The sequence below is a fragment of the Halalkalibacter sp. HAAS-P013 genome (genome assembly GCF_056619925.1).
On record NZ_JBWQTU010000001.1, the window covers coordinates 1 to 26,363 of the forward strand.

Sequence of the window (26,363 nt, forward strand, 5' to 3'; positions counted from 1 at the left end):
GGACTGTGATATCCACCTTATTTAGCAGTCCAAGATAGAGCCAACGATAAATCGTTTTGAATGATAGTTTTAGTTCAACTAACCGTCCAGCGATCTGTTCAGGAGACCATGTTAGTTGAAGTTTTTCTTCAATGACCTCTGCCAATGAGGCAGACCATTTACCTGTTGGTTTACAGGCTTTACGACGCTCTACGTATTTATCTTGAGCAACTTCACTAGCATATTCTTTTTTACTATTTCGATTTAATTCTCGAGCAATAGTAGAGTGGTGTCGATTTAGTTCTAAAGCAATTTTTCTAGCAGACCAGCCCAGTTTATTTAGGACTTCTAGTCGTCCACGTTCAAACGTGGTAAGATGGGAGTAGCTCATGATAAAACCTCCGTGTAAGGGTTGTGTGGTAACTTCATTTTACACGAAGTATCATGGGCTTTTTTGTGTTTATTTTTAGGTGTCGCACTTAATATTACAATTCGTCATAAAGAAAAAGAAAAAGTAACAATGAAGCCAAGAAAAAGCGATAACCAGCTAATAAAATTTGCACAAATGAGTCTGTTGCTTTAACATCTAACACTCCGTACGTTATTTTGATTAATGGAAATGAACTGCCCCAAAGAAAACATACGAAACTAGCGGTGAGAATAATTCCAATTTGATGTGTGATAAAATATTTTGCATTCATCGTGCCTTCGTCCTTTCAAGCGTGTAAGTTGTTATGTGTTAGTATATAATGGGGAATAAGATAAGGGAAATGAATGTTTTTGATCATTTACATTAATTTAATTCATGTAAATGGATTTTAGATACTGATTATTATAAGAAAAATATATTACAAGATAAGTAGGTGAAGAATTGAGTATAGGAAGGTTTGAGATTTTTAATAAAGTGGTCGAATTAGGAAGTTTAACAAGAGCTGGAGAAGCTTTAAGTTTAACCCAGTCAGCAGTAAGTCAGGCTATATCAAATCTTGAAAAGGAATTTGGATTTCCACTTTTGATTCGCAACCGCTCTGGTATTTCGTTAACGGTGGAAGGAGAGCGGACACTTCAATATATGCGTGAAGTCCTTTCCTTGAATGAGAAACTTCAACAAGAGGTAGCTGCTATTCATGGACTTGAAGTAGGTACGGTTAGAATTGGAACGTTTACAAGTGTTTCAACCAATTGGCTTCCTGATATTATTAAACAATTCCAAGAAGACTATCCGAATATAACATTGAAACTTTTTGAAGGAAACTATTATGAAATAGAAAATTGGCTGCTTACTGGGAAGATTGATTGTGGCTTTGTTACGCTGCCATCACATGATACCTTTCAGATCGTTCCGCTAAAAACAGACCGAATGCTTTGTGTTATATCAGCGCAACATCCGTTTGCTGATCAAGAGCGGATGATGTTTAAGCAAATTGAAACAGAGCCTTTTATTATGCAAAAGGTAGGTGGAGATAATGATGTTCGTAGAATATTCAGCGAACATAATATTCATCCAACGATAAAATATGAGTTAGCAGACGATCATGCGATTGTCTCAATGGTTCAAAATAATTTAGGAATTAGTGTTCTTCCTGAATTGGTGTTGCCGGAGTTACCAAAAGAAATTCGCTTATTAGGATTAGAACGTGAAAGTTATCGGCTCATTGGAATTGCTGCGGCCCAACAAATGGCTCCAGCAACAAAAAGGTTTGTTAGCAGTGTAAAGGCTTGGGTTGATTCAAATTAAGATCATGTTTTAGTTTGTTAATTGTAAATCACCATAGAGAGTTGAGCCCTTTTTTGACAAATAGGCATTTCCATAGTTAGAAGCATTAGATTGTTAAGGTTCATTTGAATACTCTATAGTATAGAGTGAAAAACATGACAGAAAGAAAGGTGAGTACAATTTTTGTTTATCGTGAGTGGCTGAAGAAGAATAAAGAACAATTAATAGAAACGTATCAACATCTCCACTCGATTGCAGAAATTAGTTGGGAAGAAAAAAACACAACTGAATTTATATGCCAGCAATTAAAGGAAATAGGAATCCCGTTCTCGACTATTTCTGATCATACGGGAGTTGTGGCTACATGGACAGGTGATAAAGGTGGACCTGTCGTTGGGATAAGAGCAGATATTGATGCCTTATGGCAAAATGTAGATGGAACTTGGAAGGCTAATCATTCTTGTGGGCATGATGCTCATTCAACAATGGTGCTTTATGCAATCAAAATGTTAAAAGAGCTTGGATTTTGTCCTCCCGGTACAATTAAGATTATTTTTCAACCAGCTGAGGAAACGGGAAAAGGGGCTAAGGCATTAATTGAAAAAGGTGTCGTCGATGATGTTACTTATCTTGTTGGAATTCATGTTAGGCCCATTCAAGAATTACGAGTAAGACAAGCGTCACCGGCGATTTATCACGGGGCTACGATGGTGTTAAAAGGAAAAGTAAAAGGGATACAAGCCCATGCGGCTAGACCACATCTTGGGATTAATGTACTTGATTCGATTGCGGCTATGATTTACGCAATTAATTCCATTAAACTAGATCCGACGATCTCTAGTTCAGCTAAAGTTACAATGGTTCAGACAGAAGGAAAGAACATGAATATTATCCCTGATGAGGCGCTAATTGGTATTGATTTACGTGCCGAGACGAATGAAGCTATGAATGTGTTAGCTGAGAAAGTAAAGAGGGCGGTAAGTGCTGCTGCTAGTATAAATGGATCTGAGGTAGAACTGGAAACATTGGCATCAACTGTAGCCGCAGTCCCTAATCGTTTTATGGAAGAAGTAGTAGCTGAGGCGATTGAAGAAGGATTAGGGCGGGACGGTGTGACTTTGCCACTTGTGACACCAGGTGGAGAAGATTTTCACTTTTATGCAGTTTGTAGGTCGAACATACAGGCAACAATGGTTGGTCTTGGAGCAAACTTAGAACCAGGACTCCATCATCCTAAAATGACGTTTGACTTATCAGCTCTAGAAGATGGCGTCGTTATTTTAGCAAGATCACTAGAAAAGGTCTTTGAGAAAGTTCGTAAATAACATACGAAGAGAGCGTCATTTTCATGACGCTCTCTTTCTAGAAAGGAGAGGAAAATGAATCAGCGTGATGCTTGTCTAGTTGATGCGAGCAATGCAACACCCAACCAATGCTGATCGAAAAAGCTTGCCTCATTGCTGAGGTTAGTACATCATATGTAAAAGTGAGAGAAAAGGAATAAATAAAAGCGGAACTATAGAAAGAACAAACGAATGTACTAATGCATTTGTGTAGGAGAAAGGACGAACAATGGAACATAGACGAAGACTTCGCGATATAGGTATCAAGATTGGGAGATTTGAGACAGGCAAATTAAACTCAATTATGGACATTGAAGGTGTCAAAGTGGGACATAAGACCATTGTAGAAGACTTGCATAACGGAAACTCAATAAGAACAGGCGTAACAGCCATATTGCCTCATTCGAACAATATATTAAAAGAAAAGGTGATCGGCAGTTCCTATGTGATTAATGGCTTCGGAAAAACAACAGGGACAATACAGATTGAAGAATTAGGAGTAATTGAAAGTCCCATAATGCTTACGAACACTCTTTCTGTCCCAGCTGTAACATAGGGAACGATTCGATATTTAATAGAACAAAATGACGATATCGGTAGTGTTACGGGAACCGTAAATGGTGTTGTTGGCGATAGTTGGTCAGAACGGAAATAGACGAGATAATTTTCTTATCATTTATTTATGTGAAGAAAGGGTGGAATGAAAAATGCGATTTGTGACATACGGAGTAGATGGTAACACGTTGGTTGGATTGAAATTGGAAGACGCTGTTATTGATTTATATGAACTTTCAAAGGAGTTCCAAAATGGAGTTGCACCAGAGACTTCTTAAAGGATATGAAATCATTTATTCAAGCTGGGACTGATGCTTTCTATTATGTATCGAATTTAGTAACTAAACTTGAGGAAAATGGTAATATGAATGCTCGCTTCTTAAAAAAAGTAGAAGATGTAAAATTGCTCGCCCCAATTGAGAACCCAGGGAAAGTTGTTTGTGTTCGCAATAATTACATGGATCATTGTCGTGAGCAAAATATCGATCCTCCGAAACAACCGCTTATATTTTCAAAGTGGCCGTCATGTATTATTGCAAATGGTGAGGAAATTGAATTACCAGGAGAATCAAAGCAAGTGGACTTTGAAGCAGAATTAGCTGTTGTAATCGGTAAAGGAGGCAAACATATATCCGAAGAAGAGGCAGAGGACCACATATTTGGCTATACGATTATGAATGATGTGAGTGCTCGAGATGTTCAATTTGGTGATGGACAGTGGGTACGAGGAAAATCTTTTGATACTTTTGCTCCGCTAGGCCCTGTTCTTTTCAGCAAAGATGAAATTGATTATCCTCAAGATTTACATATTAAACTGGATGTAAATGGAGAAGTGTTACAAGATTCGAATACAAAGCATATGATCTTTTCAATCCCCTATATCATTTCATATTTATCAAAAGGCTTCACGTTTGAGCCAGGTGATATTATTGCAACAGGGACACCTCATGGAGTAGGAGTATTTCGCAATCCTCAAGTGTTCTTAAAGGGTGGAGATGTGTGTACGATAGAAATTGATCAAATTGGTACGCTGCAAAATAAAGTGACAGAATAAGGATGTAAGCTCTGCCGATTAACGTTTAGAGATTCGTTATATTGCTATAAAAAAGAGCGAAAGATGATCTAGTTCATCTTTCGCTCCTTTTAAATCGACTGCTTGTTTTGTTAGCTCTTAATTGCTGCATTTTATTAGTTATTTTTTGCTTTGCAATTGACGTTTGTTCATGATCAATTTTAATGTGTTGGATTGTATTACCATCTATTTCGATTGTAAACCAAGTTCCTTCATTGCTTGCTTTCGGTAATTGTGCAAGGTCAATGACAAACTCCTTTCCTATACTTTCGACTAAAATCACTGCTTTTTGTTGATCAACTATACGGTCTAGCACACCTTTTACCATTTTTTATCCTCCAATACATGCTAGATTCTCTGTTTTAATTTCAGCTATTCTAGCTGGACCAATCCCGTTTATATATGCTAACTCTGAAATGTCCCCAAACGGTCGCAAATCAATTAATTGAGAAGCTCGTTCCGTGCCAATATGGATAATCTCTTCTAACTCAGACGCAGATGCAGTGTTAATATCGATACAATTTGACTCGCTGGCGATTTCTGTATCATTTGGTGAATCGATTGATTCAGCTGGTAATTCAATTGGTTGTTCGGTTTTATCGGTTGTTACATTATAGTTTTGACCATCAGTTGAGATGATAATCGTTCCATGGACAAAGGTGGCGTATAAATCTATTTGGGCATTCTCAACTCTTGAAACGACTTCTTCATGAGGGTGTCCATATTGGTTGTCTTTCCCTGCTGAAATAATGGCTACCTCAGGATTCACCGCTTGTAAGAACGCAGGAGTCGTTGATGTACTAGAACCGTGATGTCCAAGTTGTAGAACGGTAGAATCCAACTGATGACCTCGATCAATCATTGCTTGCTCTGTTTGTTCCTCAGCATCTCCGGTGAAAAGAAAAGAAACATTGCCGTATGTTGCACGAAGAGAAATCGATCCTTCATGGACATCACCTGTTAATTGATCAGGGTTAATCACTTCAATAGCAAGTGGTCCGATGTCATACACTTCTCCAGCTCGTGGCTCGTGATAATCAACACCACTTTCAATAATGGCATCAACTACTCTTTCAAAGGTTTGTGAGGTCGTTTCATCTCCAGACATCCAAACTTCTGTAACGTCAAATTGTTCAAGTATCTGATCCATTTGTCCAATATGATCTGCATGTGGGTGAGTACCTATTAGAATATCAATATGTGAGATTTCTTCTTTATGCAAATATGAAACGACATCACCTGAATTCCAATTCCCGGCATCGATTAAAATATGGTAGGATTCGTTTTCATCTGAAAACTCAAGCAGCGTCGCATCGGCTTGACCAACATCAATATTATGAACAAGTAATTCATTCAGCTCGTCGTTGTCAAACTGGACTCCATCGTTATGACTTGAACTTACCTCAGGTGCGGTATTTGTACTTTGTTCCGTTGATGGTTGGGTTCCACAAGCAGTTACAAGTAATACAACAACAAAACATAATATGAATAATATCTTTCTCAGCATACGTAACCTCCTAGATGACTGACTCTTTCGCCCTTCTAAGTATATCGAATATTTCTTTGTGATGCACTAGCTCAGGTTAGTATTTTTTTAGTAAATGAGATTACATTTTGGCTACAAAAGTATAACATTTGACTTGTTGGATACAGTAGGAATAATGCTGAAAGGTAAGGAGTATTACATAATGAGCGAACATGAAACATTGAAAGATAAAGTTGCAATCGTAACAGGTGGCTCTTCAGGAATAGGAAGAGCAAGTGCCATTCAACTAGCGAAAAAGGGAGCAAAGATTGCGCTGGTTGATCTAAAGGAAAAGAATGCAGGAAAGGTGAAGGAGGAAATAGAGAGCTTTGGCGGGGAAGCCATTGTTACAGATACAGATGTCTCTGATGTAAAGAGAATGGAAGAGAGTTATTATCAAGTTGTGAAGAAATGGGGAAGATTAGATATAGTCTTTGCTAATGCTGGCATTAATGGAAAGGTAGAACCGATTGAAGATTTGAGTGCTGAAGATTGGGACGAAACGCTAACGACCAATTTAAAGAGTACGTTTCTCTCTGTTAAACTGGCTATTCCTCATATGAAAGAAACTGGCGGCAGTGTGATTATTACTAGCTCAATAAACGGAACGCGAACGTTTAAAAGTTTTGGAATGTCTGCTTACAGCACATCAAAAGCAGGACAAGTAGCATTTGGGAAAATGGCAGCATTGGAATTAGCTAAGTACCGGATTCGTGTCAATATCATTTGTCCAGGTGCAATTGAGACAAATATTGGAGAAAATACATTTCCAGATAATGAAGAATTAAAAAAAATTAAAATTCCTATCGAATACCCAGAAGGCTCGCAACCATTGGAGCATCACGCTGGGAAAGCAGAACAGGTAGCGGACTTAGTCTATTTTCTAGCTTCTGATACATCGAGCCATATTACAGGAAGCCAAATCTTCATTGATGGAGCAGAATCTTTATTGTAACGGGTATATGTAGATAAGAATCATCGATTGAATATTTCGGTGGTTCTTAATGTTATTCATTTTTTCTATTAATCTATAATCATGTATAATGATTATAGATTAATAGTTAGGAGTTTTACCAAAAATGATTGATTTACGAAGCGATACAGTAACTAAACCAACAGAAGATATGAGAAAAGCGATGTACGAAGCAGAAGTTGGTGATGAAGTTTATAGGGAAGATCCAACAATAAGTAAATTAGAGGAGTTAGCGGCAGACTTGTTAGGGAAAGAGAACGCTTTGTTTGTCACAAGTGGAACTCAAGGAAATCAAATTGCAGTGCTGACTCATTGTGTTTCTGGGAATGAGATATTACTAGAAAAAGATTCGCATATATTCTATTACGAAGGTGGGGCTATTTCTGCGTTTGCAGGAGTTCAAACAAGAACGATTTCTAGTGATAAAGGGGCAATGGCTCCAGCTGATATCCAAGCGGCTATACGAGGAAATGATATACATGAGCCAGAAACAGGCTTAATCTGTTTGGAAAATACACATAATCGTTGGGGGGGAGCAATTGTACCTGTAGCGAATATGCAAGCTATTTTTGAAGTTGCTTCACATGCCTATGTTCCGATTCATTTAGATGGAGCACGCCTTTTTAATGCGGCTGTAGCAGAGCGTAAATCAGTTAAAGAATTTACACAGTATACGAATACGGTTCAAATTTGTTTATCAAAAGGTCTTGGAGCCCCGGTTGGTTCAATTATTGCAGGAAGCAATGAGTTTATTGCCAAGGCAAGAAAATGGAGAAAGCGATTAGGGGGAGGTCTTCGCCAAGCAGGGGTATTAGCTGCGCCGGGCATCATTGCATTAACAGAAATGGTTGATCGTTTAGCAATCGACCATGAGAATGCAAAGCATTTAGCAGAAGGGATAAAAAACATTCCAGGGTTATCAGTTGCAAACTCTGTTGATACAAATATTGTCTTAGTTGACACATCAGAAAAAGGAATTTCTTCGAAAACATATGTGGAAAAATTGAAGGAGGCAGGGGTGTTAGCTGTTTCCTTTGGGCCGACAACGGTTAGATTGACTACGCATTATGATGTAACTAAAGAGCAGATCGACGAAGCATTAGTAACTATGCAAAAGATATAGAAGAGGCCATTGAAAAAGGTACGGTTTTCACCTTTTTCAGTGGCCTTTAAACAATGAGCGGAACCTTTGCTTTGTCTTAATGCTATAAGTGGGTTTCTCATAGCAGGCGCACAACGTGTGGAACCATTGCTGATTCCTCAAATTTGCTAAAAGAGACTTTTTCATTGCCCTCAAAACTAACCTTTTCTGTGCCTTTTGTTATATTTTTTATTTACAACATTCAGATGAAGGAGGTTGTCCTGCTTCGACATGAAAGCGGAGTTCGTTCTCTGCAAATAAAGATCTCCCATGAGATTGTTCACTCATATCAATTTTTTCCTTATTCATAAGAACTTTTCCTTCATCCCAGTTTATTTCCGTTATCCATGAAGTTGAAAGCGGAGCAAATTGTTTAGAAAGTAACCCACCCATTTCAATTTCGAGTAAGTCGATGGCCCACGTTTCATAATCAACGATGAGATCAGAAACTGCTCCGACCTTATCATTTTGAGCATAGATATCAAAGCCTTTAAGGATCTTTAAACTTCTTAACTTAGTAGATAGAATCTTGTTTTCGCTCGCTATAGGAACTCCATCTTTCAATCCCGCTCCTATCCCTGTTATAGGAGTGCCACTCAGATCTCCTCCGTTTACAGAAGAAATGCCAAAGTCTTGCTCGCTTTCGTTCCAACCATAATAGGTAGATAATTTATTATCAAATGCAAAAGAGATCGGTGAATGTTGCTTTGGTTTTGGACTATTTTTTATTTGTTCTTTCGTAACGTTAAGATTAATGATTCGTTCTTCCGTATTTATGGTTGCAATTGCAGCAGGACTTAAAAGCACTTTTCCTCCGAAAAACCATCTTCTCGTATCACAAATTATATAGCGAATGGAGAAATGGTGAGGGTCGAAATAAAAATCGTCAATGGATCCTAGGTCGCCATCTTTTGTGATGAGTGTAAAAGTAGTGAGATTATTAGACTTGAGATGCATTGGAATCTCCCCTTTTAAGAAGTTGTTTACTTATTCCCAAGAGAGAAGATTTTTAAACCGAAAAGATTCAATGTATGTTAAAAGAATTTTAAAAATACATATATATATAGCTTATAAGTAGAGAGGTGGGACCATTTTATGTATAGGAATTCCTACAATGCTCCGATGTCGTATAGAACAGAAAGAAACGTCAATTATCAACAACTAGCGCTCCTTAGAGTAATTGGAGAAGGGAGTGTAACAGCCGCTCCAGACCGAGTTCAGATTCTGTTGGGAGCAATTACTGAAGAGTCGACGGTTCAACGTGCACAACAAGAAAATTCCGCTATCATCTCAGCTGTAATCGAGGAAATCACTGGGTTAGGGGTTCCTCAGGAAAGGATTCAAACATCGACGTATCGAATTGATCCACAATATGATTTCATTGAAGGAGAACAAGTTTTTCGAGGGTATCGGGTGGCACACATTCTTCAAATTACATTAGATCAAGTTGAGCAGTCAGGGGCGATCATTGATGCGGCTGTACAACAGGGAGCCAATACGGTTCCTTCCATCAACTTCACGTTTCAAGATCCCTCTACCTTCTATCAAGAGGCACTTGTTGAAGCAATAGAAAATGCCAACCAAAAAGCTGCAGTGATGAGCAATACAATGGGAGTCTCGCTGAATCCAATTCCTTTAAAAGTGACTGAAATTAATAAGCAAGCTGCTATTCCTTATCCAGCCGTGTTGTCAGCTCAAGCTGCGGTTACACCGATACAAGAAGGAGAGATGACGATAATAGCTACGGTCGAGGTAGAATTTACGTACTTTTCTTAAATCAAGTGCCTTAGAAAAATTAAAGATTGTCAATCAATGGGAACTACTGGTATCTTTATAATCAGACTAAAAAGATACCAGTGGGTGATGTTTTGTGAATCAAGTTAGAGTATGGGTGTTACTAATATTAGCTACATTATTTTGGGCTGGTAACTATGTGTTTGGAAAGTATGTTGTTGCTGAGCTCACGCCCGTTTGGATTACATTTTCCAGATGGGTACTAGCGTTATTTATTTTATTGCCGATCGCTATTTTCGTAGAGAAACCAGACTGGAAGAAAGTTAGGGAATCATGGGTCCCTCTATTACTTTTAGGACTTCTCGGAATTATAGGGTATAATATTATTCTTTACACAGCATTAGGCTATACCTCTCCAACCAATGCGGCGTTAATTAGTGCAGTTAATCCAGGATTCATCGTCTTGTTTTCTGTTTTCCTGTTAAAAGAATCATTGTCGAAAGTTCAAGTCGTTGGTTTGTTTGTTTCTTTTATTGGTGCACTTATTATTATTACGCAAGGAAATTTGTTAGGAATCTTTCAAATGGAGTACAACCGTGGGGACTTATTGATGATTGGAGCCGTTGTTGTATGGACATTTTATTCAATTATTGGCAAACGAATATCCGTTCCACCTATTACAGCTACGGCAGTGTCTACTCTTTTAGCGGTACTGGTTCTTGCTCCTTTTGCTTTTTGGGAGGGACTTGAATTATCAAAGGTAAGCTCGATTTCGATCTATGGAATTCTGTATATGTTCATTTTTTCTTCTGTCTGTTCCTTTGTATTTTGGAATATGTCTGTACGTAAAATTGGAGCCAGTCAGGCTGGAATCTTTTTGAATCTCATTCCTGTCTTTACAGCACTGATTAGTTTGGCATTAGGAGAATCCATTTTAGCTGAACAAATGATTGGCGGATTGCTTGTGTTTATTGGTGTCTATTTAACATCTGGAATGCTTGTGAATCATGCTGCTCATACCAAGAACAAAAATGAATACTCTAAGGGCGCATAACTATGTGCAGCAACGGTTACTAGTTAACATAGTAGCTGAAATTATAGATTGTCGTTACTAGAGTAGTAAAAGGAAAAAGCATTCTACAAATCATTGTAGGGATGCTTTTTTTTGTTTGTTCTTAGTAGATCTTCTCGAATAAAATAATGAAAAATTGACATATAAAAACGAGTTTCTTCTAGTTTTGTCATGTGCTTGATTGTGTAGTTCATTTCATAGTAGTCTTTTCATAAACTGATATGTTAGAGGAGATGACTTACTATGAATCGAATTCTTATTTCCATTTTAGGTGTAATCGTAGTAGGGATAAGTTTATATTACATAGCTTTTAGTAATGGAGATGAAGGTGCAACAGCAGAACTTGAAGTAGAAGACCTTGATGCAGAGGAGAAAAATGAAGAGGCAAAAGAATCTACTGAGGCTGAACTATTGAATGAAGAAGAGATAGAATCGATCGTTGAACAACCAGTTGCATATCAGCAAAATCAGGAAAAGACTGTAAAAGAGATCATTGCAAAACAACACCATTATTTAAATAATTTGGCTGGATGGGGAAATGCAGACACTCTTGATTACGAAGTGCTACAAAATGATCGAGAGTGGCAGCAGCTCAGAGAAGACATCGAATGGTTACAAGAAAGTGGGTTTGCTAAATCAGTTGTTTTAACCGACATGAACAATGCGAAAGAATTTATGAATGTAGCAAGTTCAGGTGATTCCAAATCATTGCTGTACCTTCATCGAATTTTTCATGATCTAGATGCAGAGATCAATGATCAAGAGGTAGATAAGATTTGGAATGTTACACATGCTTTTGGGAATCAATCAGAACAAGATCAGTTACTTTCTTACTTATCTAATGAGCGAAATGAGTAACGATTTATACTTTTAAAAGCCATGTTTGGCTAGAAACGACTCCCTTTAATGCTTTATGCTAGATTTATAGATGAATAGCAGGTAGGGATGTTAAATGAGAGAACGAAAATTGTTTAAATTTTTCGGTGCGAGATTAATTAAAACGGGAATAGCTGTGTTTTTAACAGCGAAGATTTGCTACTTATTTGATTTGCCAGTAGTATTTGCCGTCATTATTGCAATTGCAACGATTGAGCCAACAGCTTCCGATTCAATTAGAAAAGGAATGATTCGTTTTCCAGCTGCATTAATAGGTGCAGGTCTTGCGATGACATTTACTTATTGGTTTGGACAAACTCCTTTGACGTTCACACTTGCGGCTGTTTTGACCATTTTTATTTGTATAAAGTGTAAATTAGAAGCGGGTGCTTTAATTGCTACCATTACGGCGGTTGCGATGATACCTATAACATATGATCATTACTTTTTAACCTTTGTTGAAAGAGTCGGTACAACAACAATTGGATTAATCATCTCAACGCTTGTTAATTTCTTTATATTACCAGCTAAGTTCTCTACTGAAATAATGGAGCGGAATGATCGATTATATAAAGAAACGGCTAAGCTATTAAAGAAGAGAATTAATGAAATAGTTAATGAACAAAAAGCAGAATCTAAGGAATGCCAAAAAGAATATCAACGAATTACAAGTGAACTATCAAGATCCTTTCAATTATGTCAGTTTCAACGAGAAGAATGGAAATATCATCGTCATACATGGAAGGAATTAAGAAGCTTTACTTATGAAACAAAAAAACTGGATGGATTGCAGCAAATTCATTATCATTTAGGTCATTTAATTTCTGTTCATATAAACGAAAATATGTTCAACAACTCTGATAAAGAATTGTTAAAACAAACGGTGAATTCAACCGTCCAATTTTTAGAATCATCTGGTGCAAAGCTTTCTCCAGATCACATAAAAAAAATTAGAGAACTTGATCACCTGTTTTGGCATCCGAATGAGCAAGCTAAACAGGAAACGCAAAAATATTATCATCACTTTACACCAGAGACGGTTATTTTATTTGTGATTCTTTCTATTCATGATGTACTTGAAGAAATTGAACGATTTTCTAGACATCAGATTGACACTCAATCATAAAATAGGTAGTAATGTTTTGTGACTCATCAAGGGCTTTAAAATAATAGGTGGATATCATATTATAATGATTTGAAGTAATAACCAAGTTGGTTATGATAATATGGAGGAACTTATTATGAGTTTACAATTTTATAATGGTAAGTATTTTTGGAAGTCGCCATCGGGATACAAGCCTGGAGAACAAGTAACAGATGCACAAGTTTCTGAAGTTGAGCAGTTGCTTGGTGTTTCGTTACCAAGGAAATATGTAGAATTAATGCAAGAGCAAAATGGAGGAGAGTTAGCATACCGCTATGTGCTCTTTGAAGATGGCGATGCGGCGGTTGTTCCGTATTTTCATGAATTGGAAATGGATCGCGGCGTCGGGTTATCATTAATCTTTGTTGAAGAATGCGGCTTGCCTGATCATCTAGTTTTATTAACTGGAGATTTTCATTCATGGCTCGCGCTAGATTACCGGAATGGAAGGTCAGAGCCTGCGGTTTTGTATGTAGTGGAAGATGAGTCAGGGAATGGGTTGTGGCAAGAACATATTATCGCTAAGAATTTTGATCAATTTCTAGGACGACTTTTTCAAAAATAAAACCGCTCGTTCATCAAAAATCACCTTTTCTACTCTTTGTAGGAAAGGTGATTTTTGATTGTACTTTTTTCAGTGCCTTTAACAATTTACGACACCTTTTTTAAATAGATGGCATTATACTATTAAAAGAGTCACTAACTAAGTCGTTTCTACAAAAAAGTAGAATAATACACAATTTTATCTTGGTTTTTGGTAATATAGTAAATGGAGATAATCAGTCAGTGGCATTCTCAATTTACTAGACATCTTAAGATATTAATAAGTAAGGGGTTTTGAATTTGTTAAAACGAACATATGACATCAAGAATGGAGAATTAAAGCAGGCTATCGAAAAGAGTGGATTAGAGCTACGTGAGTTTGCGACGATGAGCCTTGAAAAAATGAATGTGAAGTCTAAAAAGAAGCGTATTCGACAAAAAGCATTAAAGAGAGCGTTCACTCAAAATGAAGTTGCGAAAGAGATATTATTGATGGTGCAAGGAGGTCAGGAAGAAAGTAAGCAAGAAGAACAAGCAGACGTTCAGTCTGTAGTAAAAACTGAGTCTCATGTATCTGTACGTGGTCTTCCGGTAACATTTCTTTTAAAACTAGGAAAAAAATACTTGAAAGATGAAGATGTTGTTAGATTCTACTATAATGCAGAGAAAGAAGAGTTTTATAAAAACAAGAAATTATTGGAGCAAGTAATTGAAAACAGTTCGAATAACCTCGATTCAAATGAATTATTAGCTTATCAAAGTGACGTAAAGGCAGAACTAGAAAAAAGAGCGAAAAAATAAGATTGTAGCGGGAGTGGACAAGCACCACTCTCGCTTTTTCTATAAAATGGTACTGTATTCTTGTATTCCTTAAGGGAACTATTTACAATAATTACATATGAGATTACAAAGGAGTGTAATGATTTTGGTGAATGTAACTGTAAATTTTATCGAAAACAACAACAAAAAGCCTAAGCCAAATGCTGATAAGATTGCTTTCGGGAGGCATTTTTCTGATCATATGTTTGTCATGGATTATCAAGCAAATAAAGGATGGCATGACCCGCGTATCGTCCCATATGAACCGATCACATTAGACCCGGCTGCCATGATCTTTCATTATGGACAAACCGTTTTTGAAGGATTAAAAGCGTACCGTACACCTCGGGATCGGGTTCTCTTGTTTCGCCCTGAGAAAAACTTTAGACGGTTAAATTTATCAAGTGATCGATTGAGTATTCCAGCAATAGACGAAGAGTTAGCACTAAATTGTTTAAAACAGCTACTTGAAGTGGAAAAAGAGTGGGTACCAAAGGCAGAAGGGAATTCATTATACATTCGTCCATTTATTATTGCGACAGAATCGAATTTAAGTCTTGCACCTTCACAAACATATCAATTCATCATCATTTTATCTCCTGTTGGTTCTTATTACAAAGAGGGGATTCAGCCTGTTCGGATTCATGTCGAAGACGAATATACGCGAGCAGTTCGTGGTGGAACAGGGACAGCGAAAACAGCTGGAAACTATGCAGCTGCTTATAAGGCCCAAGAACGAGCTACAAAAGAAGGATATTCTCAAGTTCTTTGGTTAGATGGAGTTGAAAAGAAGTATATCGAAGAAGTTGGAAGCATGAATGTGTTTTTCAAAGTCAATGGTGAAATCATTACACCAGAGCTAAATGGAAGCATTCTTGAAGGGATTACCCGCATGTCAATCATTGAGGTATTAAAAGATTGGGGAATTCCTGTAACAGAACGAAAGCTATCACTAGAAGAACTATATGAAGCATACGAGCAAGGACAACTAGAAGAGGCATTTGGAACAGGAACCGCTGCAGTTATTTCGCCCGTTGGCGAGTTAAATTGGGGCGCAAGAAAAATGCAAATCAATAAGGGAGAAATTGGTGAATTATCACAGCGCCTATACGATACATTAACAGGTATACAAACAGGGAAGATTGAAGATACATATAATTGGACAATAGAAGTAGAGTAAAAAAAGGGCGTCTCTTGATTTTTAGCGAGACGCCTGTTTTTGTTTGTTGTTAGGAAAAGGATAGAAAATTAAAATGAGCCAAAAGGTAGAGCGTATTGCTAATAATTAAGCAAATCGATAATAAAGCAGCAAAATAGTAGCTAGTACAAATAAAAAGTTCAAGAAAACAAATATCATCTGATCAAGGACAGTTTTGTGAATTTTAACTGGTGGTTTGTAAAATGAGACCCCTTCAATAATGAAGATTATTAAGATAATATGAATCATGAAATGACCAACGACTTCAACCATTCCAAATAAAGTTGTCGTCATAATAAAAATGCCAGTTAAGATAAAAGAAAGCAATCGGTTTAAAATTCCGACGATTAGTAAATAACCGACTACAAATTCGATAAAAGCACTTAATGAAACGAATACTTCCGGTGAAAGGAAAAAAGTTGGAACTTGATGGTTATTTACAATATCAACAGACATTTCAGGGTACACCCATTTTTCAACGGCTACCCAGCAAAGAGAAAGACCTGTTGCTAAATACAAAAAAGGAAAGCTCCATATTTCGTATTTCGTCTTAGTCATGAAAAGAACGAAAATAATCGCTAAATAAAAAGCGTAGTCAAGCATATGAAAAAGTCCGTATTCTACAAGCATAATGCTAAATAGGATCATCATTGTAGCTGCACCTAACTTGGTTCCCAATTGGTGAGGTAATAGTAAAAAGGCAATGGCCATCCAACTTATAACAGTTATTAAAGTTGAATAGTGAGTGAGCTCGGGTGCAAATAGAGACCCAGTAAGTACTTGAATGGTCAATGCTACGGCAGTTCCATACTGTAAAATAGACGTAGAGTATTTACGATAACTTTCTAATTTAATATCAATCTTTTGTAGCTGTCTCCAAACCATTAACTTTGGCAATACTTGAGGAAGAATAGCTAAAACAACTGCTGTAATAATAGTGATAAACATAAACAACGGGTTAATAATATTTTCAATCGATTCTTTTTGTGGCTCTAATTCTGTGAACCATTTCACATGAGCTTCTGCAAAAAAAGGAGTTAGAACAAATATAATAAGTAATAGAGCAAAGATGATTTTTTTAGTCATGTTGCACCTCTTTAGAAAAAAAATAGTGTAATAATGAAAGCTCGTTATTTTGAAGACTTTCATAGGATAACATAGAACATTTAACTTTGTGAAGTGTTTAACAAAGTTTTGGTGGGGCTTAAGATAACTTACACTTAATTTTGTCATATTTTCAGTTAGGTGCGATAATAAGAATAAATACTAGAGCCTTTGGAGTTGCACTAACTGGGGTAATGCTCGTTTGGAAAAAACACCTTGTTCCTGAAATGAGCTATCGAAATATTTGGTTAGGGTTTTCGATATTATTGTTGTTATCATTTATTACCTTTGCTTTTTATTATAAGAAATCAAAAGAAGGATAAATTAAATGGGTAAAAGAATTCACCATCACATGCATTTTTTTCAAGTGATTCCACATCCTAATATTGTAAGCACGTTGAAACAGAAAGGATGACGACATTGGACTCTAACTTAGGGTATTTACGTGAATCATTATCCAACCATCTTGATAATCATCAAATTTGTCAAAGAATTTATCATAAGTTAGAAACGAAACAATACAAAGATGAAGATGAATTTGTAAGGGATCTTGAAGATAACGAAGCGACGATTTTGAATTTAGTTTTGCAATATGAATTGGATTATGCTAAGAATGAACAAGATGAAAAACGGGTCGAACAATTAAATGGTGTTTATGAATTATTAATTTGAAGCGACGCTATTCGCGTTGCTTTTTTACATGGGTTACATGTTTAATCTAGCTTTTGGTAAATTGTTCTGAAATCGAGTATAATAGAGTAGACAAAGTTGTGAAAGGGAAGAACGTCTATGAATATCTCATTTTTCTTAGTGCCAAAAGCAGAAGTAGCCTATTTAGATTTAGACTCAACGATGAGACAAGCGTTAGAGAAAATGGAATTTCACAAGTACTCTGCTGTCCCTATTATTGATCGTCACGGAAAGTACGTTGGTACTTTAACAGAAGGTGATCTACTGTGGCAAGTAAAGGATATCCAATCGTTTACGTTAGAGCTTGCTGAACAAATTCAGTTAAAAGATATTGCAAGAAAAATGAAAAACAAACCTGTTCGAATTGAATCTAAAATGAAAGATCTATTAACACTAGCCATATCACAAAATTTTATCCCAGTGGTGGATGACCATGGAATCTTTATCGGAATTATTAGAAGAAGAGAAATTATCGAATATTATGCAAACTCTGTTGAACAAGGGAACACTGGTAACGATAATATAATAAATTAGAAGAGAGGGAGGATGTTCGTGTCTTATTTTGCTGCTATTTTATTAATGGAAAAACCAGAATTGAATGCTACATATCGTGCTGAACATTTAGAGTTTCTTGAAAAGCTCGAAGGAGAAGGGAAAATCTTTGCAAAGGGTCCTTTTACAGATGGTGCAGGGGGACTTGTTATATATAAGGCCGATTCATTGGAAGAGGCTAAACAATTAGCTGAAAAAGATCCTTATGTAATAAAAGGCGTGAGGAGCTTACATTTACATGAATGGGGAATGGTTCAAGTTTAATGTGATACACGTAAAAGGTAACCAATCAAAAATTGGTTGCCTTTTCTAATTAAGTCACCTTTGACAAATCATGTTTTTTTTAAGATAATTATCTATTGACTTATTTATGATACGGAGGCCTTTTTTTGAAAACAAATACTCAGTTACCATTTTCCTACGATAGGAGCCAGCCATTTTTTGAGAAGTTAAATGAATGGATTGGAGATGTATTTTATGATATTTTGCCCGAAGCTGGACTAGAGCTTAGGGACGAACAAATCTATATGGCATTTCAAATTGAGAAAGCATTTATCGATAAGAAGATCATGTTTGCTGAAGCAGGTGTAGGGACAGGTAAAACAATCGCCTATCTTCTCTATGCGCTTTGTTATGCTAGATACATGAGAAAGCCGGCGATTATTGCTTGTGCTGATGAATCACTCATTGAGCAGTTAGTCAAAAAGGGTGGGGACATTGATAAGCTTTCTAACATTTTAGGTTTAACCATTGATGTGAGATTGGCGAAGTCAAAAGGTCAATATCTTTGCTTGCAAAAGCTCGATAAGGAACGATCAAAAGACGAGTATGATGAAATATATGATGACATTCATGTGGACCTTCCTGCTTTCGTCCATTCAAATCAAACGTTGCAATCATTTCACCATTATGGTGATCGTAAAGAATACGCACATTTAAGTGATCAAGAATGGAATAGAATCGGATGGGATTCGTTTCAAGATTGCTTCGTTTGCGATAAACGTCATCGCTGTGGACAGACACTTTCACGCGAGCACTATCGTAAATCTACAGATTTGTTAATTTGTTCTCATGATTTTTACATGGAGCATGTTTGGACATATGATTCTAGAGTTCGTGAAGGTCAACTTCCTCTTTTACCTGAAGCGAGTACGGTTATTTTTGATGAGGGTCATTTGCTTGAAGTTGCTGCGCAAAAAGCACTTACATACAAGATGCGACATGATGTCATTGAGGAGCTTTTAACACGCTTATTAGAAAATGATGTAAGAGAAGAATTTGCGGTACTTGTGGAGGAGCTTATTTCACAAAGCTTTCATTTTTCGTATGTATTACGAGACCATTCCAAAAAAGTGGAAGGGTCTGATCGAAAAGTAATCAGTTTTTCAAAAGAGCTTATTGGGGAAGCAAATCGATTGGTCGAATTGATTGCAAGGTTAGAAGATGAAATTGTCTTTGAAAGTGAAATGTATACAATTGATGCATATCAGCTAAAGATTGTTGAAGAGCATCTTGATATGATTCATCATGCGCTAAAGACTTTTGTGAGTGTTGAAAATGCGATTTCCTGGGTTGAAGAAGGAGAACTAGGTGTCACTCTAGTTATAATGCCAAGACTAGTAGAAGAAGTATTAAAAGAAAAGGTGTTTTCAAAAAAATCACCATTTTTATTTACGTCAGCCACGTTGTCTACGAATGGTTCATTTGATTATTTGGCAAGCAGCATAGGGGTTAAGGATTATTTATCATTTTCTGTTGAGTCTCCATTTGAGTACAGTGAACAAATGGAATTGTTTGCACCTATTGTTCAATCAGTAAAAGATAAAGTTCATTATGCGAAAACTTTACTCAAAGAGACGGACGGGAAAGCACTACTCCTTTTTAGAAGTGAAGAGGAGCTTAAGCAGTTTAAGCAAATGACAATTGAAGACCATGACTTTGCCAAATGGGACCTGTTGTTTGAGGGAGATCAGGAAATTAGTCAGCTGATATCGAATTTCCAACAAGAAACAAATTCTGTTCTCTGTGCCCTCAGTTTATGGGAAGGTCTCGATATACCAGGTGAATCATTATCAAATGTTATTATTTGGTCCCTACCATTCCCGCCAAATGACCCAGTTTTTGCGGCGAAAAGAAATGTAGCGCAAGATTCTTTTAAGGAAGTGGATATTCCGTATATGTTACTTCGTTTGCGACAAGGGTTAGGACGGTTAATTCGAACACATCAAGATAAGGGTATTGCGACTATTTTGGATGAACAGTTATACGAGGATTGTAACTTATTAGCTCTCGTTAAAGAAATTTTACCAGAAGGCGTAGAACTACAGACAAAACGATAATGGAAGCCACTGAAAAAGGTGAAAACCACCTTTTTCACTACCATTCGATTACGGATTCTATTTACTTATGAGAGCGAGTTCGGTAATCTAGTAAGTGAATAAATTGTGGTAGGAGAGGATTTGGAAATGATAAAAGCAATCTTTTTTGATCTTGATGATACATTGCTTTGGGATCAACGCAGTGTTAAAAAGGCATTTGAAGCAACATGTCAAGTAGCAGCTGACAAATACAATCTTGATGTTGATGCATTAGAAGAAGCAGTTCGCAAGGAAGCAAGTGAGTTGTACGCTAACTATGAGACGTATGATTTCACAAAAATGATTGGAATTAATCCATTTGAGGGTTTATGGGGTAACTTTTTAGATGATGAAGAGAACTTCCGAAAGATGAAAGAAATTGTTCCAACTTATCGTAAAGAAGCATGGACAAGAGGATTAAAGGTACTCGGAGTCGATGATCCAGAATTTGGTTACGAGTTAGCGGAGCGCTTCCCTGTTGAAAGACGCAAGCATCCTTTTGTTTATGATGAATCATTCCAAGTATTAGATGAATTAAAAGGGAAGTACAAGTTATTACTTTTAACAAATGGGTCCCCAGACTTACAAAATACGAAGTTAGAGATTACACCAGAACTTGTTCCTTATTTTGATCAAATTATCATCTCTGGTGCGTTTGGAAGAGGCAAGCCGGATCCAACTATCTTCGAACACGCACTAGAGAAAATGGAACTTACGAAAGATGAAGCGATCATGGTAGGTGACAATTTGATGACAGATATTTTAGGTGCGTCACGCGTTGGAATGAAATCTGTTTGGATTAACCGTCATAATAAAGAAAGAAATGAAGTCATTCCGGATTTTGAAATTACACATTTAGAAGAATTGTATAATATTCTAGATACGATTAATAACTAAATGAGCGTATGGAAAAGAGGTTGTCTTACTTTTGAGGCAGCCTCTTTTTTTGTAATTATTAGAGGGATAAATGATCAAAATGATAGATAGAACTCAAAAAGATAAAAGTCACTTTAAAAAAGTTAGTTATAAACTCTTTACAAGTTATCGGTTTAGTTGTAAACTGATAATAAGAATCACTGAAGGAGTGAGAATTCCTTGACCAAGGAAGCCTTTGGAAAAACAAAAGATATAAGACTAGGGTTATTACTATGGTTCCGCTTAGCACGCTTTTATAACAAAAGTAATCGCTTGTCGAACCAGCATTTGAAAAAATGGGGATTGACAATAGCCCAATTTGATTTATTAGCACAGGTGGGGGCACTCCAACCAATATCACAACAAGAGTTAGCCGATAAATTGTTAGTGAGCAAAGGAAATATTACACAAATGCTTGCTAAAATGGAGAAGCTTGACCTCATTATACGAAAGCAAGAATGGAGAACGAAACGGATATCATTAACTACTAAAGGCAAACAGCTTTATGAAGAAGTGATCCCGTTACAAGAGTCATTCCAAGCAGCCCAATTTGAAAAGCTAGACCGAACAGAAAAGAAACAATTATTGTCTATTTTAAAAAAGTTAAATGATAAATCGTAAAATATAAAACGAATAGGAGAGAAAGCTGATGGAATTAAAACCGTTATTAGGTCAACATCATGTTTCGGCCATTACAGCAAATGCAAAAGAGAATTATCGTTTTTATACAAAAGTCCTTGGGCTTCGTTTAGTCAAAAAGTCAATAAATCAAGACGATACGTCTGTCTATCATCTATTTTATGCTGATGAGCGAGGGAACCCTGGAACTGATTTAACGTTTTTTGAGATCCCCCATGCTGGAACGACGTATTATGGCAACAACAGTATTTCATTAACATCACTACGTGTAGCTAGTGATGAAGCGATCCAATATTGGAAAAAACGTTTCGAAGAATTTGATGTCGAGCATGATGACATATTTACAAGATATGGTCGTAAAGTCCTTTCATTTTGTGATTTCGAAGGACAACGACTGGAACTTGTGTCAGATGAGACAAATCAAGGAGTACCGGGAGGGAAACCGTGGGATCAAAGCCCTATACCAGTGGAATTTGGTGTTGTCGGCTTGGGGCCAGTGCAGTTAACCGTTCCTAAGTCAGATATTACTGCCAAAATACTAACAGAGGTAATGGGCTACCGTGAGAAGGGTTTTTATCCATCATTAGTAGTTGGTCAGCCGCCAGTTCGTATCTTCGAAACAGGTGAAGGAGGTACAGGGGCTGAAGTATATCTCGAAGAGCGTTCTGATCTATCGAGGGAGCGTCCTGGTCGAGGAAGTGTTCATCATGTAGCTTTTCGAGTAGAGAGTGAAGAAGAGCTTAAAAGATGGGTCGATTATTTAAAGCAGCTTCGTTTACCAAATTCAGGCTTTGTTGAAAGGTATTATTTCCGTTCACTTTATTTCCGTGAGCCAAATGGAATATTATTTGAACTTGCTACAGATGGACCAGGTTTTGAAGGGGATGAATCGTTTGAGCATCTAGGAGAAAACCTTTCTTTGCCACCATACTTTGAAAACCAACGTGCTGAAATTGAAGCAAAATTAAAACCGTTAAATACAAAGGAGTAATGCACGATGAAACATATCTTTACTAAAGGGACAAACAAGAACGCACCAACTTTATTGTTGTTACATGGCACTGGTGGAAATGAACAGGATCTATTGCCTTTAGCAAATATGATTGCTCCAGATGCAAACATTTTAAGTGTACGAGGAAATATATTGGAAAATGGAATGCCACGCTTTTTCAGAAGATTAGCAGAAGGAGTCTTTGATGAAGAAGATTTAATTTTCCGAACAAAGGAATTGACTGAATTTGTCAATGAAAGTGCAAAGACTTATGAATTTGATCGTGACAACGTGGTTGCCATCGGATATTCAAATGGGGCGAATATCGCAGCGAGTATGATGTATCATCATAAAAAGGCATTAAATGGAGCAATTCTATTTCATGCTATGGTTCCACGTCGGGGTGTAGATATTCCTGAACTATCTGGGACATCTGTATTTATCGGAGCTGGAAAACGTGATCCGCTCATTCCATTAGAAGAAACGAAAGAATTAGCACGTGATTTAGAGAAAGCTAATGCCGAAGTAACAGAGTATTGGGTTGATGGAGGTCATCAACTTGTTAGAGAAGAAGTAGAACAAGCAAAAGAATGGTTTGATCTTAATTACCGTTCTTAATTATGGCTTATAAAGTAAAGGCTATCGAAAAGCTGAAATGAGCTTTTCGATAGCCTTTTTCAAAAGAAATTCTTTTATATCCCTTTCACCATAATTTCACGTACCTCATTTAATCGTTTCTCTGCCTCCTCTAAGCGAGGGTCTTGGCCTTCATCTACAAGTTGATCGACTTCACCTTGTAAATCACCTAGCTCTTTTTGAATGAATGCGTATTCCGTCGGATCGTTTTCGCGAATCATTTTTACTTCCATCAATTCCGTTAGTGCACGGTCGATTAAATTTTGTACTCGATATAAACACTCTTCAATATAGTCCTCAGATGCCATAATTTTCTCCTTTTTCCTCTATGATTATGTAATTATTATTTACGTCAATGTTCCCCTTTTATACGGAAAGAAAAGAGGATACATGCATATCCTTATTGAAATATGTATACACCAGCTAGTAAGCAATAATATGTGGTTGAGGAGTGGGCAAATGAGTCGTAACGAATGGCAAGAGGAACAACAGCGAGTAAATTTTGTTGTTGAAGAAGTGAAGAAAAGAGAGAAAGGGCTAAAAGAAAACTTAGGGGATGTCAAAGCAGATGTCCTTGACATCCGTAAGAGATTTTGGGATGACGTTACTGTTAATTTTGATACTGCTGATGATGCAGCTGAAACACATGCTAGCATTAAGCAACAGGCAGAACTTATGTCTGAAAGAGAAAGAAGTCATCAGCATGATATAAAACAATTGAAAAGCTTACATAAGCTAAAGGAGTCTCCTTATTTCGGGAGAATTGACTTTTTAGAAGAAGGGGAAACAGAGGCGGAATCTGTGTATATTGGCACGGCATCCTTCGTCGACAAAAACGGTGTGGATTTTTACGTCTATGATTGGCGTGCTCCCATTTCTAGTTTGTATTATGATTATGGACCTGGACCTGGTACGTATGAAACTCCAACCGGATCTATCTCGGGAGAAATTGAGGTGAAAAAACAGTATATTATTCGCCAAGGGTGTATTGAGCATATGTTTAATACGGGAATTACTATTGGAGATGAAATGCTTCAGGAAGTATTAGGCGGCCAGTCTGATTCCCAAATGAAGAACATTGTTGCTACCATCCAGAAAGAGCAGAATCAGATTATTCGTAATGATAGAGGGAAGCTCTTAATTGTTCAAGGTGTTGCTGGTAGTGGGAAAACATCAGCAGCGTTACAACGTGTTGCCTATTTACTATATCGCTTCAGAAAAACACTTGACGCTGATCAAATTGTCTTATTTTCTCCAAACCCTTTATTTAACAGCTATATTTCAACAGTTTTGCCCGAATTAGGGGAAGAAAATATGCAGCAAACTACGTTTCAAGCTTATTTAGATTATCGATTAGGTGATGAATGGAAGCTTGAAGATCCTTTTAATCAAATTGAATATGTCTTTTCAGCGAAAAATGACCAAGGATATCAAGAAAAAATTGAGAGCATAAAATTGAAATCTTCATTAAACTATATGAAAATAATGGATGATTTCATCGATTCACTTGAAAAAGAAGGGCTTTTGTTTAAAGATATTATCTTTAAGGGAGAAACACTAATTTCGAGTGAACGGATTTATAACTATTTTTACCAGTTAGATAATTCAGTGTCGATTCCTAATCGTTTTCAAATGATTGTTGAGCTTCTTTTGAAAGAAGTAAGAAAAATTGAAATCCAAGAGCGGGAAAAGGAATGGGTCGAGCAAGAAATTGATCTTCTCGATAATGAAGTTTTAATGAAGGTTCATCACAAAGTTGAGAACGAAATAAAGAAGGATTCGGATTCGTTTTATGAATACGAACGAGAACAAGAAATATTACGAGCTCTTGTCGTAAAGAGAAGATTTAAAAAAGTGAAAGAAGATATAAGCGAACTTCGGTTTATTGATGTTCAATCAATATATTTAAATTTAATGGAAACAACCTTACCTGTTAGGCTACAAGATCAATCAATGGATAAAATAAAGCAATCGATTTTTCCATACGAGGATGCAACTCCTTATTTATATTTGAAAGGAAAGCTTGAAGGGTTTCAAGTAAATACAAATATACGTCATGTATTTATTGACGAAGCTCAAGATTATTCACCATTTCAATTTGCTTTCATTAAAAATATGTTCCCACGAGCTAAGCTTACTGTATTAGGTGATAAAAACCAATCGATTTATGCACATTCAAAAATTAGTAGCTTTTCTGCTTTGGAATCACTATATGATGAAGCGGAAATCGAAAGGTATGAATTAACGCAGAGTTATAGATCCACAAAACAAATTATTAATTTTGCAAAACAAATAATTGATGCGTATATTGAGCCATTTAATCGAGAAGGTGAAAGTCCTAAATGTTGGAAGACAGATTCTTATGACCACATGAATGAAACGCTAATTAAACGAATTGAGGAACTGAAAAAATCCTATTCAACAATAGCAATTATTTGTAAAACGGCGTTAGAAAGTGAAACGTTATATGATGAGATCAAAGCAAAACTCGACGTTCGGTTAATGAAGAAAGATTCAACTGGATATGAATCAACAGTATTAATTATCCCATCTTATTTAGCTAAAGGGGTAGAATTTGATGCTGTTGTTGTCTATAATGCATCACAGTCTTCATATAACAAAGAGACGGAGCGCAAGCTGTTGTACACGATTTGTACTCGAGCTATGCATTCATTAGATTTACTGTATGAAAAAGAGAAAAGTATTCTGCTTTCAAGTATTTCGAAAGAAACATATATTCAGTGCCTATGAGTCAAATTATTTTAGAAAAATGGTAGATAATGAAAAA

General features: G+C 36.6%; 30 protein-coding genes. 23 read left to right on the forward strand and 7 right to left on the reverse strand.

Features of this window, described 5'->3' with window-relative positions:
• Nucleotides 1-370: transposase (locus tag AC1FXP_RS00005; RefSeq protein ID WP_480057896.1), on the reverse strand; the 370-nt coding region annotated here is incomplete at its 3' end.
• A 94-nt stretch (nt 371-464) separates the two neighbouring features.
• Entirely contained in the window at nt 465-680 is a 216-nt protein-coding gene (locus tag AC1FXP_RS00010) for a hypothetical protein (RefSeq protein WP_480057897.1), read from the reverse strand.
• A 170-nt stretch (nt 681-850) separates the two neighbouring features.
• Between AC1FXP_RS00010 and AC1FXP_RS00015 the strand changes: the two genes are divergently transcribed.
• From AC1FXP_RS00015 to AC1FXP_RS00035, 5 genes are all read left to right on the forward strand, one after another.
• Nucleotides 851-1,717 carry a LysR family transcriptional regulator gene (locus AC1FXP_RS00015; RefSeq protein WP_480057898.1) on the forward strand — a complete coding sequence of 289 codons (867 nt, stop codon included), beginning with the start codon at nt 851-853 and terminating at the stop codon, nt 1,715-1,717.
• A gap of 134 nt (nt 1,718-1,851) precedes the next feature.
• Entirely contained in the window at nt 1,852-3,021 is a 1,170-nt protein-coding gene (locus AC1FXP_RS00020; RefSeq protein WP_480057899.1) for a M20 peptidase aminoacylase family protein, read from the forward strand.
• A 247-nt stretch (nt 3,022-3,268) separates the two neighbouring features.
• The gene (locus AC1FXP_RS00025; RefSeq protein WP_480057900.1) at nt 3,269-3,595 is read left to right on the forward strand and encodes a P1 family peptidase; all 327 of its coding nucleotides are present in this window, start codon (nt 3,269-3,271) and stop codon (nt 3,593-3,595) included.
• A 151-nt stretch (nt 3,596-3,746) separates the two neighbouring features.
• Entirely contained in the window at nt 3,747-3,872 is a 126-nt protein-coding gene (locus AC1FXP_RS00030) for a hypothetical protein (protein WP_480057901.1), read from the forward strand.
• Nucleotides 3,873-3,877: 5 nt separating this feature from the next.
• Entirely contained in the window at nt 3,878-4,648 is a 771-nt protein-coding gene (locus AC1FXP_RS00035; protein ID WP_480057902.1) for a fumarylacetoacetate hydrolase family protein, read from the forward strand.
• Between the two features lie 73 nt (nt 4,649-4,721).
• Here the strand turns inward: AC1FXP_RS00035 and AC1FXP_RS00040 are convergent, their stop codons facing one another.
• Together AC1FXP_RS00040 and AC1FXP_RS00045 are read right to left on the reverse strand one after the other, a co-directional pair.
• The gene (locus tag AC1FXP_RS00040) at nt 4,722-4,994 is read right to left on the reverse strand and encodes a DUF3006 domain-containing protein (RefSeq protein ID WP_480057903.1); all 273 of its coding nucleotides are present in this window, start codon (nt 4,992-4,994) and stop codon (nt 4,722-4,724) included.
• A gap of 3 nt (nt 4,995-4,997) precedes the next feature.
• Nucleotides 4,998-6,173 carry an MBL fold metallo-hydrolase gene (locus AC1FXP_RS00045; protein ID WP_480057904.1) on the reverse strand — a complete coding sequence of 392 codons (1,176 nt, stop codon included), beginning with the start codon at nt 6,171-6,173 and terminating at the stop codon, nt 4,998-5,000.
• Between the two features lie 181 nt (nt 6,174-6,354).
• On the opposite strand from AC1FXP_RS00045, the gene AC1FXP_RS00050 reads away from it, so the two are divergent.
• Together AC1FXP_RS00050 and ltaE are read left to right on the forward strand one after the other, a co-directional pair.
• The gene (locus tag AC1FXP_RS00050) at nt 6,355-7,146 is read left to right on the forward strand and encodes an SDR family oxidoreductase (protein ID WP_480057905.1); all 792 of its coding nucleotides are present in this window, start codon (nt 6,355-6,357) and stop codon (nt 7,144-7,146) included.
• A 124-nt stretch (nt 7,147-7,270) separates the two neighbouring features.
• Nucleotides 7,271-8,287, forward strand: a complete 1,017-nt coding sequence (gene ltaE / locus AC1FXP_RS00055; protein WP_480057906.1) for a low-specificity L-threonine aldolase — start codon at nt 7,271-7,273, stop codon at nt 8,285-8,287.
• 207 nt (nt 8,288-8,494) lie between these two features.
• Here ltaE and AC1FXP_RS00060 read toward each other — a convergent pair whose 3' ends face one another.
• Nucleotides 8,495-9,262, reverse strand: coding sequence for a PRC-barrel domain-containing protein (locus AC1FXP_RS00060; RefSeq protein WP_480057907.1), 768 nt, complete (start codon nt 9,260-9,262; stop codon nt 8,495-8,497).
• A 138-nt stretch (nt 9,263-9,400) separates the two neighbouring features.
• Between AC1FXP_RS00060 and AC1FXP_RS00065 the strand changes: the two genes are divergently transcribed.
• The 7 genes from AC1FXP_RS00065 to AC1FXP_RS00095 all read left to right on the forward strand — a co-directional run bounded on the left by AC1FXP_RS00065 (nt 9,401) and on the right by AC1FXP_RS00095 (nt 15,673).
• Nucleotides 9,401-10,081: an SIMPL domain-containing protein gene (locus AC1FXP_RS00065; RefSeq protein ID WP_480057908.1), complete on the forward strand. Its 681-nt coding sequence runs from the start codon at nt 9,401-9,403 to the stop codon at nt 10,079-10,081.
• 94 nt (nt 10,082-10,175) lie between these two features.
• Nucleotides 10,176-11,093 (forward strand): DMT family transporter, encoded by a 918-nt coding sequence (locus AC1FXP_RS00070; protein WP_480057909.1) that lies wholly within the window; start codon nt 10,176-10,178, stop codon nt 11,091-11,093.
• A 261-nt stretch (nt 11,094-11,354) separates the two neighbouring features.
• A complete protein-coding gene (locus AC1FXP_RS00075; protein WP_480057910.1) occupies nt 11,355-11,969 on the forward strand; it encodes a hypothetical protein in 615 nt (204 codons plus the stop codon).
• Between the two features lie 94 nt (nt 11,970-12,063).
• Nucleotides 12,064-13,113, forward strand: coding sequence for an FUSC family protein (locus AC1FXP_RS00080; RefSeq protein WP_480057911.1), 1,050 nt, complete (start codon nt 12,064-12,066; stop codon nt 13,111-13,113).
• Between the two features lie 115 nt (nt 13,114-13,228).
• Entirely contained in the window at nt 13,229-13,696 is a 468-nt protein-coding gene (locus AC1FXP_RS00085) for an SMI1/KNR4 family protein (protein ID WP_480057912.1), read from the forward strand.
• A gap of 278 nt (nt 13,697-13,974) precedes the next feature.
• Nucleotides 13,975-14,475, forward strand: coding sequence for a hypothetical protein (locus tag AC1FXP_RS00090; protein ID WP_480057913.1), 501 nt, complete (start codon nt 13,975-13,977; stop codon nt 14,473-14,475).
• 124 nt (nt 14,476-14,599) lie between these two features.
• On the forward strand, nt 14,600-15,673 hold the full coding sequence (locus AC1FXP_RS00095) for a branched-chain amino acid aminotransferase (protein ID WP_480057914.1): 1,074 nt from the start codon (nt 14,600-14,602) through the stop codon (nt 15,671-15,673).
• A 105-nt stretch (nt 15,674-15,778) separates the two neighbouring features.
• Here the strand turns inward: AC1FXP_RS00095 and AC1FXP_RS00100 are convergent, their stop codons facing one another.
• On the reverse strand, nt 15,779-16,777 hold the full coding sequence (locus AC1FXP_RS00100; protein WP_480057915.1) for a DoxX family membrane protein: 999 nt from the start codon (nt 16,775-16,777) through the stop codon (nt 15,779-15,781).
• Nucleotides 16,778-17,215: 438 nt separating this feature from the next.
• Between AC1FXP_RS00100 and AC1FXP_RS00105 the strand changes: the two genes are divergently transcribed.
• From AC1FXP_RS00105 to AC1FXP_RS00140, 8 genes are all read left to right on the forward strand, one after another.
• Nucleotides 17,216-17,467: a sporulation protein gene (locus tag AC1FXP_RS00105; RefSeq protein ID WP_332629038.1), complete on the forward strand. Its 252-nt coding sequence runs from the start codon at nt 17,216-17,218 to the stop codon at nt 17,465-17,467.
• A gap of 117 nt (nt 17,468-17,584) precedes the next feature.
• On the forward strand, nt 17,585-18,019 hold the full coding sequence (locus AC1FXP_RS00110; protein ID WP_480057916.1) for a CBS domain-containing protein: 435 nt from the start codon (nt 17,585-17,587) through the stop codon (nt 18,017-18,019).
• An 18-nt stretch (nt 18,020-18,037) separates the two neighbouring features.
• Nucleotides 18,038-18,301, forward strand: a complete 264-nt coding sequence (locus AC1FXP_RS00115; RefSeq protein ID WP_480057917.1) for a YciI family protein — start codon at nt 18,038-18,040, stop codon at nt 18,299-18,301.
• A 125-nt stretch (nt 18,302-18,426) separates the two neighbouring features.
• Complete coding sequence (locus AC1FXP_RS00120; RefSeq protein ID WP_480057918.1) at nt 18,427-20,376, forward strand: ATP-dependent DNA helicase; 1,950 nt, start codon at nt 18,427-18,429, stop codon at nt 20,374-20,376.
• 126 nt (nt 20,377-20,502) lie between these two features.
• Nucleotides 20,503-21,291, forward strand: coding sequence for an HAD family hydrolase (locus AC1FXP_RS00125; RefSeq protein WP_480057919.1), 789 nt, complete (start codon nt 20,503-20,505; stop codon nt 21,289-21,291).
• Between the two features lie 198 nt (nt 21,292-21,489).
• Entirely contained in the window at nt 21,490-21,930 is a 441-nt protein-coding gene (locus AC1FXP_RS00130; protein WP_480057920.1) for a MarR family winged helix-turn-helix transcriptional regulator, read from the forward strand.
• A gap of 28 nt (nt 21,931-21,958) precedes the next feature.
• Nucleotides 21,959-22,939, forward strand: coding sequence for a ring-cleaving dioxygenase (locus AC1FXP_RS00135; protein WP_480057921.1), 981 nt, complete (start codon nt 21,959-21,961; stop codon nt 22,937-22,939).
• A 6-nt stretch (nt 22,940-22,945) separates the two neighbouring features.
• Entirely contained in the window at nt 22,946-23,557 is a 612-nt protein-coding gene (locus AC1FXP_RS00140; RefSeq protein ID WP_480057922.1) for an alpha/beta hydrolase, read from the forward strand.
• Between the two features lie 74 nt (nt 23,558-23,631).
• On the opposite strand, the gene AC1FXP_RS00145 is transcribed toward AC1FXP_RS00140, so the two are convergent.
• Nucleotides 23,632-23,883: a hypothetical protein gene (locus tag AC1FXP_RS00145; RefSeq protein ID WP_480057923.1), complete on the reverse strand. Its 252-nt coding sequence runs from the start codon at nt 23,881-23,883 to the stop codon at nt 23,632-23,634.
• Between the two features lie 151 nt (nt 23,884-24,034).
• On the opposite strand from AC1FXP_RS00145, the gene helD reads away from it, so the two are divergent.
• Entirely contained in the window at nt 24,035-26,326 is a 2,292-nt protein-coding gene (helD, locus tag AC1FXP_RS00150; RefSeq protein WP_480057924.1) for an RNA polymerase recycling motor HelD, read from the forward strand.
• Nucleotides 26,327-26,363: the final 37 nt, after the last annotated feature.

Coding starts and splice junctions, on each gene's coding strand:
- AC1FXP_RS00040 (WP_480057903.1), bottom strand. CDS start 4,994: ATGGTAAAAGGTGTGCTAGACCGTATAGTTGATCAACAAAAAGCAGTG.
- AC1FXP_RS00020 (WP_480057899.1), top strand. CDS start 1,852: ATGACAGAAAGAAAGGTGAGTACAATTTTTGTTTATCGTGAGTGGCTG.
- AC1FXP_RS00135 (WP_480057921.1), top strand. CDS start 21,959: ATGGAATTAAAACCGTTATTAGGTCAACATCATGTTTCGGCCATTACA.
- AC1FXP_RS00140 (WP_480057922.1), top strand. CDS start 22,946: ATGAAACATATCTTTACTAAAGGGACAAACAAGAACGCACCAACTTTA.
- ltaE (WP_480057906.1), top strand. CDS start 7,271: ATGATTGATTTACGAAGCGATACAGTAACTAAACCAACAGAAGATATG.
- AC1FXP_RS00085 (WP_480057912.1), top strand. CDS start 13,229: ATGAGTTTACAATTTTATAATGGTAAGTATTTTTGGAAGTCGCCATCG.
- AC1FXP_RS00045 (WP_480057904.1), bottom strand. CDS start 6,173: ATGCTGAGAAAGATATTATTCATATTATGTTTTGTTGTTGTATTACTT.
- helD (WP_480057924.1), top strand. CDS start 24,035: ATGAGTCGTAACGAATGGCAAGAGGAACAACAGCGAGTAAATTTTGTT.
- AC1FXP_RS00060 (WP_480057907.1), bottom strand. CDS start 9,262: ATGCATCTCAAGTCTAATAATCTCACTACTTTTACACTCATCACAAAA.
- AC1FXP_RS00030 (WP_480057901.1), top strand. CDS start 3,747: ATGCGATTTGTGACATACGGAGTAGATGGTAACACGTTGGTTGGATTG.
- AC1FXP_RS00110 (WP_480057916.1), top strand. CDS start 17,585: ATGAATATCTCATTTTTCTTAGTGCCAAAAGCAGAAGTAGCCTATTTA.
- AC1FXP_RS00075 (WP_480057910.1), top strand. CDS start 11,355: ATGAATCGAATTCTTATTTCCATTTTAGGTGTAATCGTAGTAGGGATA.
- AC1FXP_RS00100 (WP_480057915.1), bottom strand. CDS start 16,777: ATGACTAAAAAAATCATCTTTGCTCTATTACTTATTATATTTGTTCTA.
- AC1FXP_RS00080 (WP_480057911.1), top strand. CDS start 12,064: ATGAGAGAACGAAAATTGTTTAAATTTTTCGGTGCGAGATTAATTAAA.
- AC1FXP_RS00025 (WP_480057900.1), top strand. CDS start 3,269: ATGGAACATAGACGAAGACTTCGCGATATAGGTATCAAGATTGGGAGA.
- AC1FXP_RS00010 (WP_480057897.1), bottom strand. CDS start 680: ATGAATGCAAAATATTTTATCACACATCAAATTGGAATTATTCTCACC.
- AC1FXP_RS00050 (WP_480057905.1), top strand. CDS start 6,355: ATGAGCGAACATGAAACATTGAAAGATAAAGTTGCAATCGTAACAGGT.
- AC1FXP_RS00065 (WP_480057908.1), top strand. CDS start 9,401: ATGTATAGGAATTCCTACAATGCTCCGATGTCGTATAGAACAGAAAGA.
- AC1FXP_RS00145 (WP_480057923.1), bottom strand. CDS start 23,883: ATGGCATCTGAGGACTATATTGAAGAGTGTTTATATCGAGTACAAAAT.
- AC1FXP_RS00035 (WP_480057902.1), top strand. CDS start 3,878: ATGAAATCATTTATTCAAGCTGGGACTGATGCTTTCTATTATGTATCG.
- AC1FXP_RS00125 (WP_480057919.1), top strand. CDS start 20,503: ATGATAAAAGCAATCTTTTTTGATCTTGATGATACATTGCTTTGGGAT.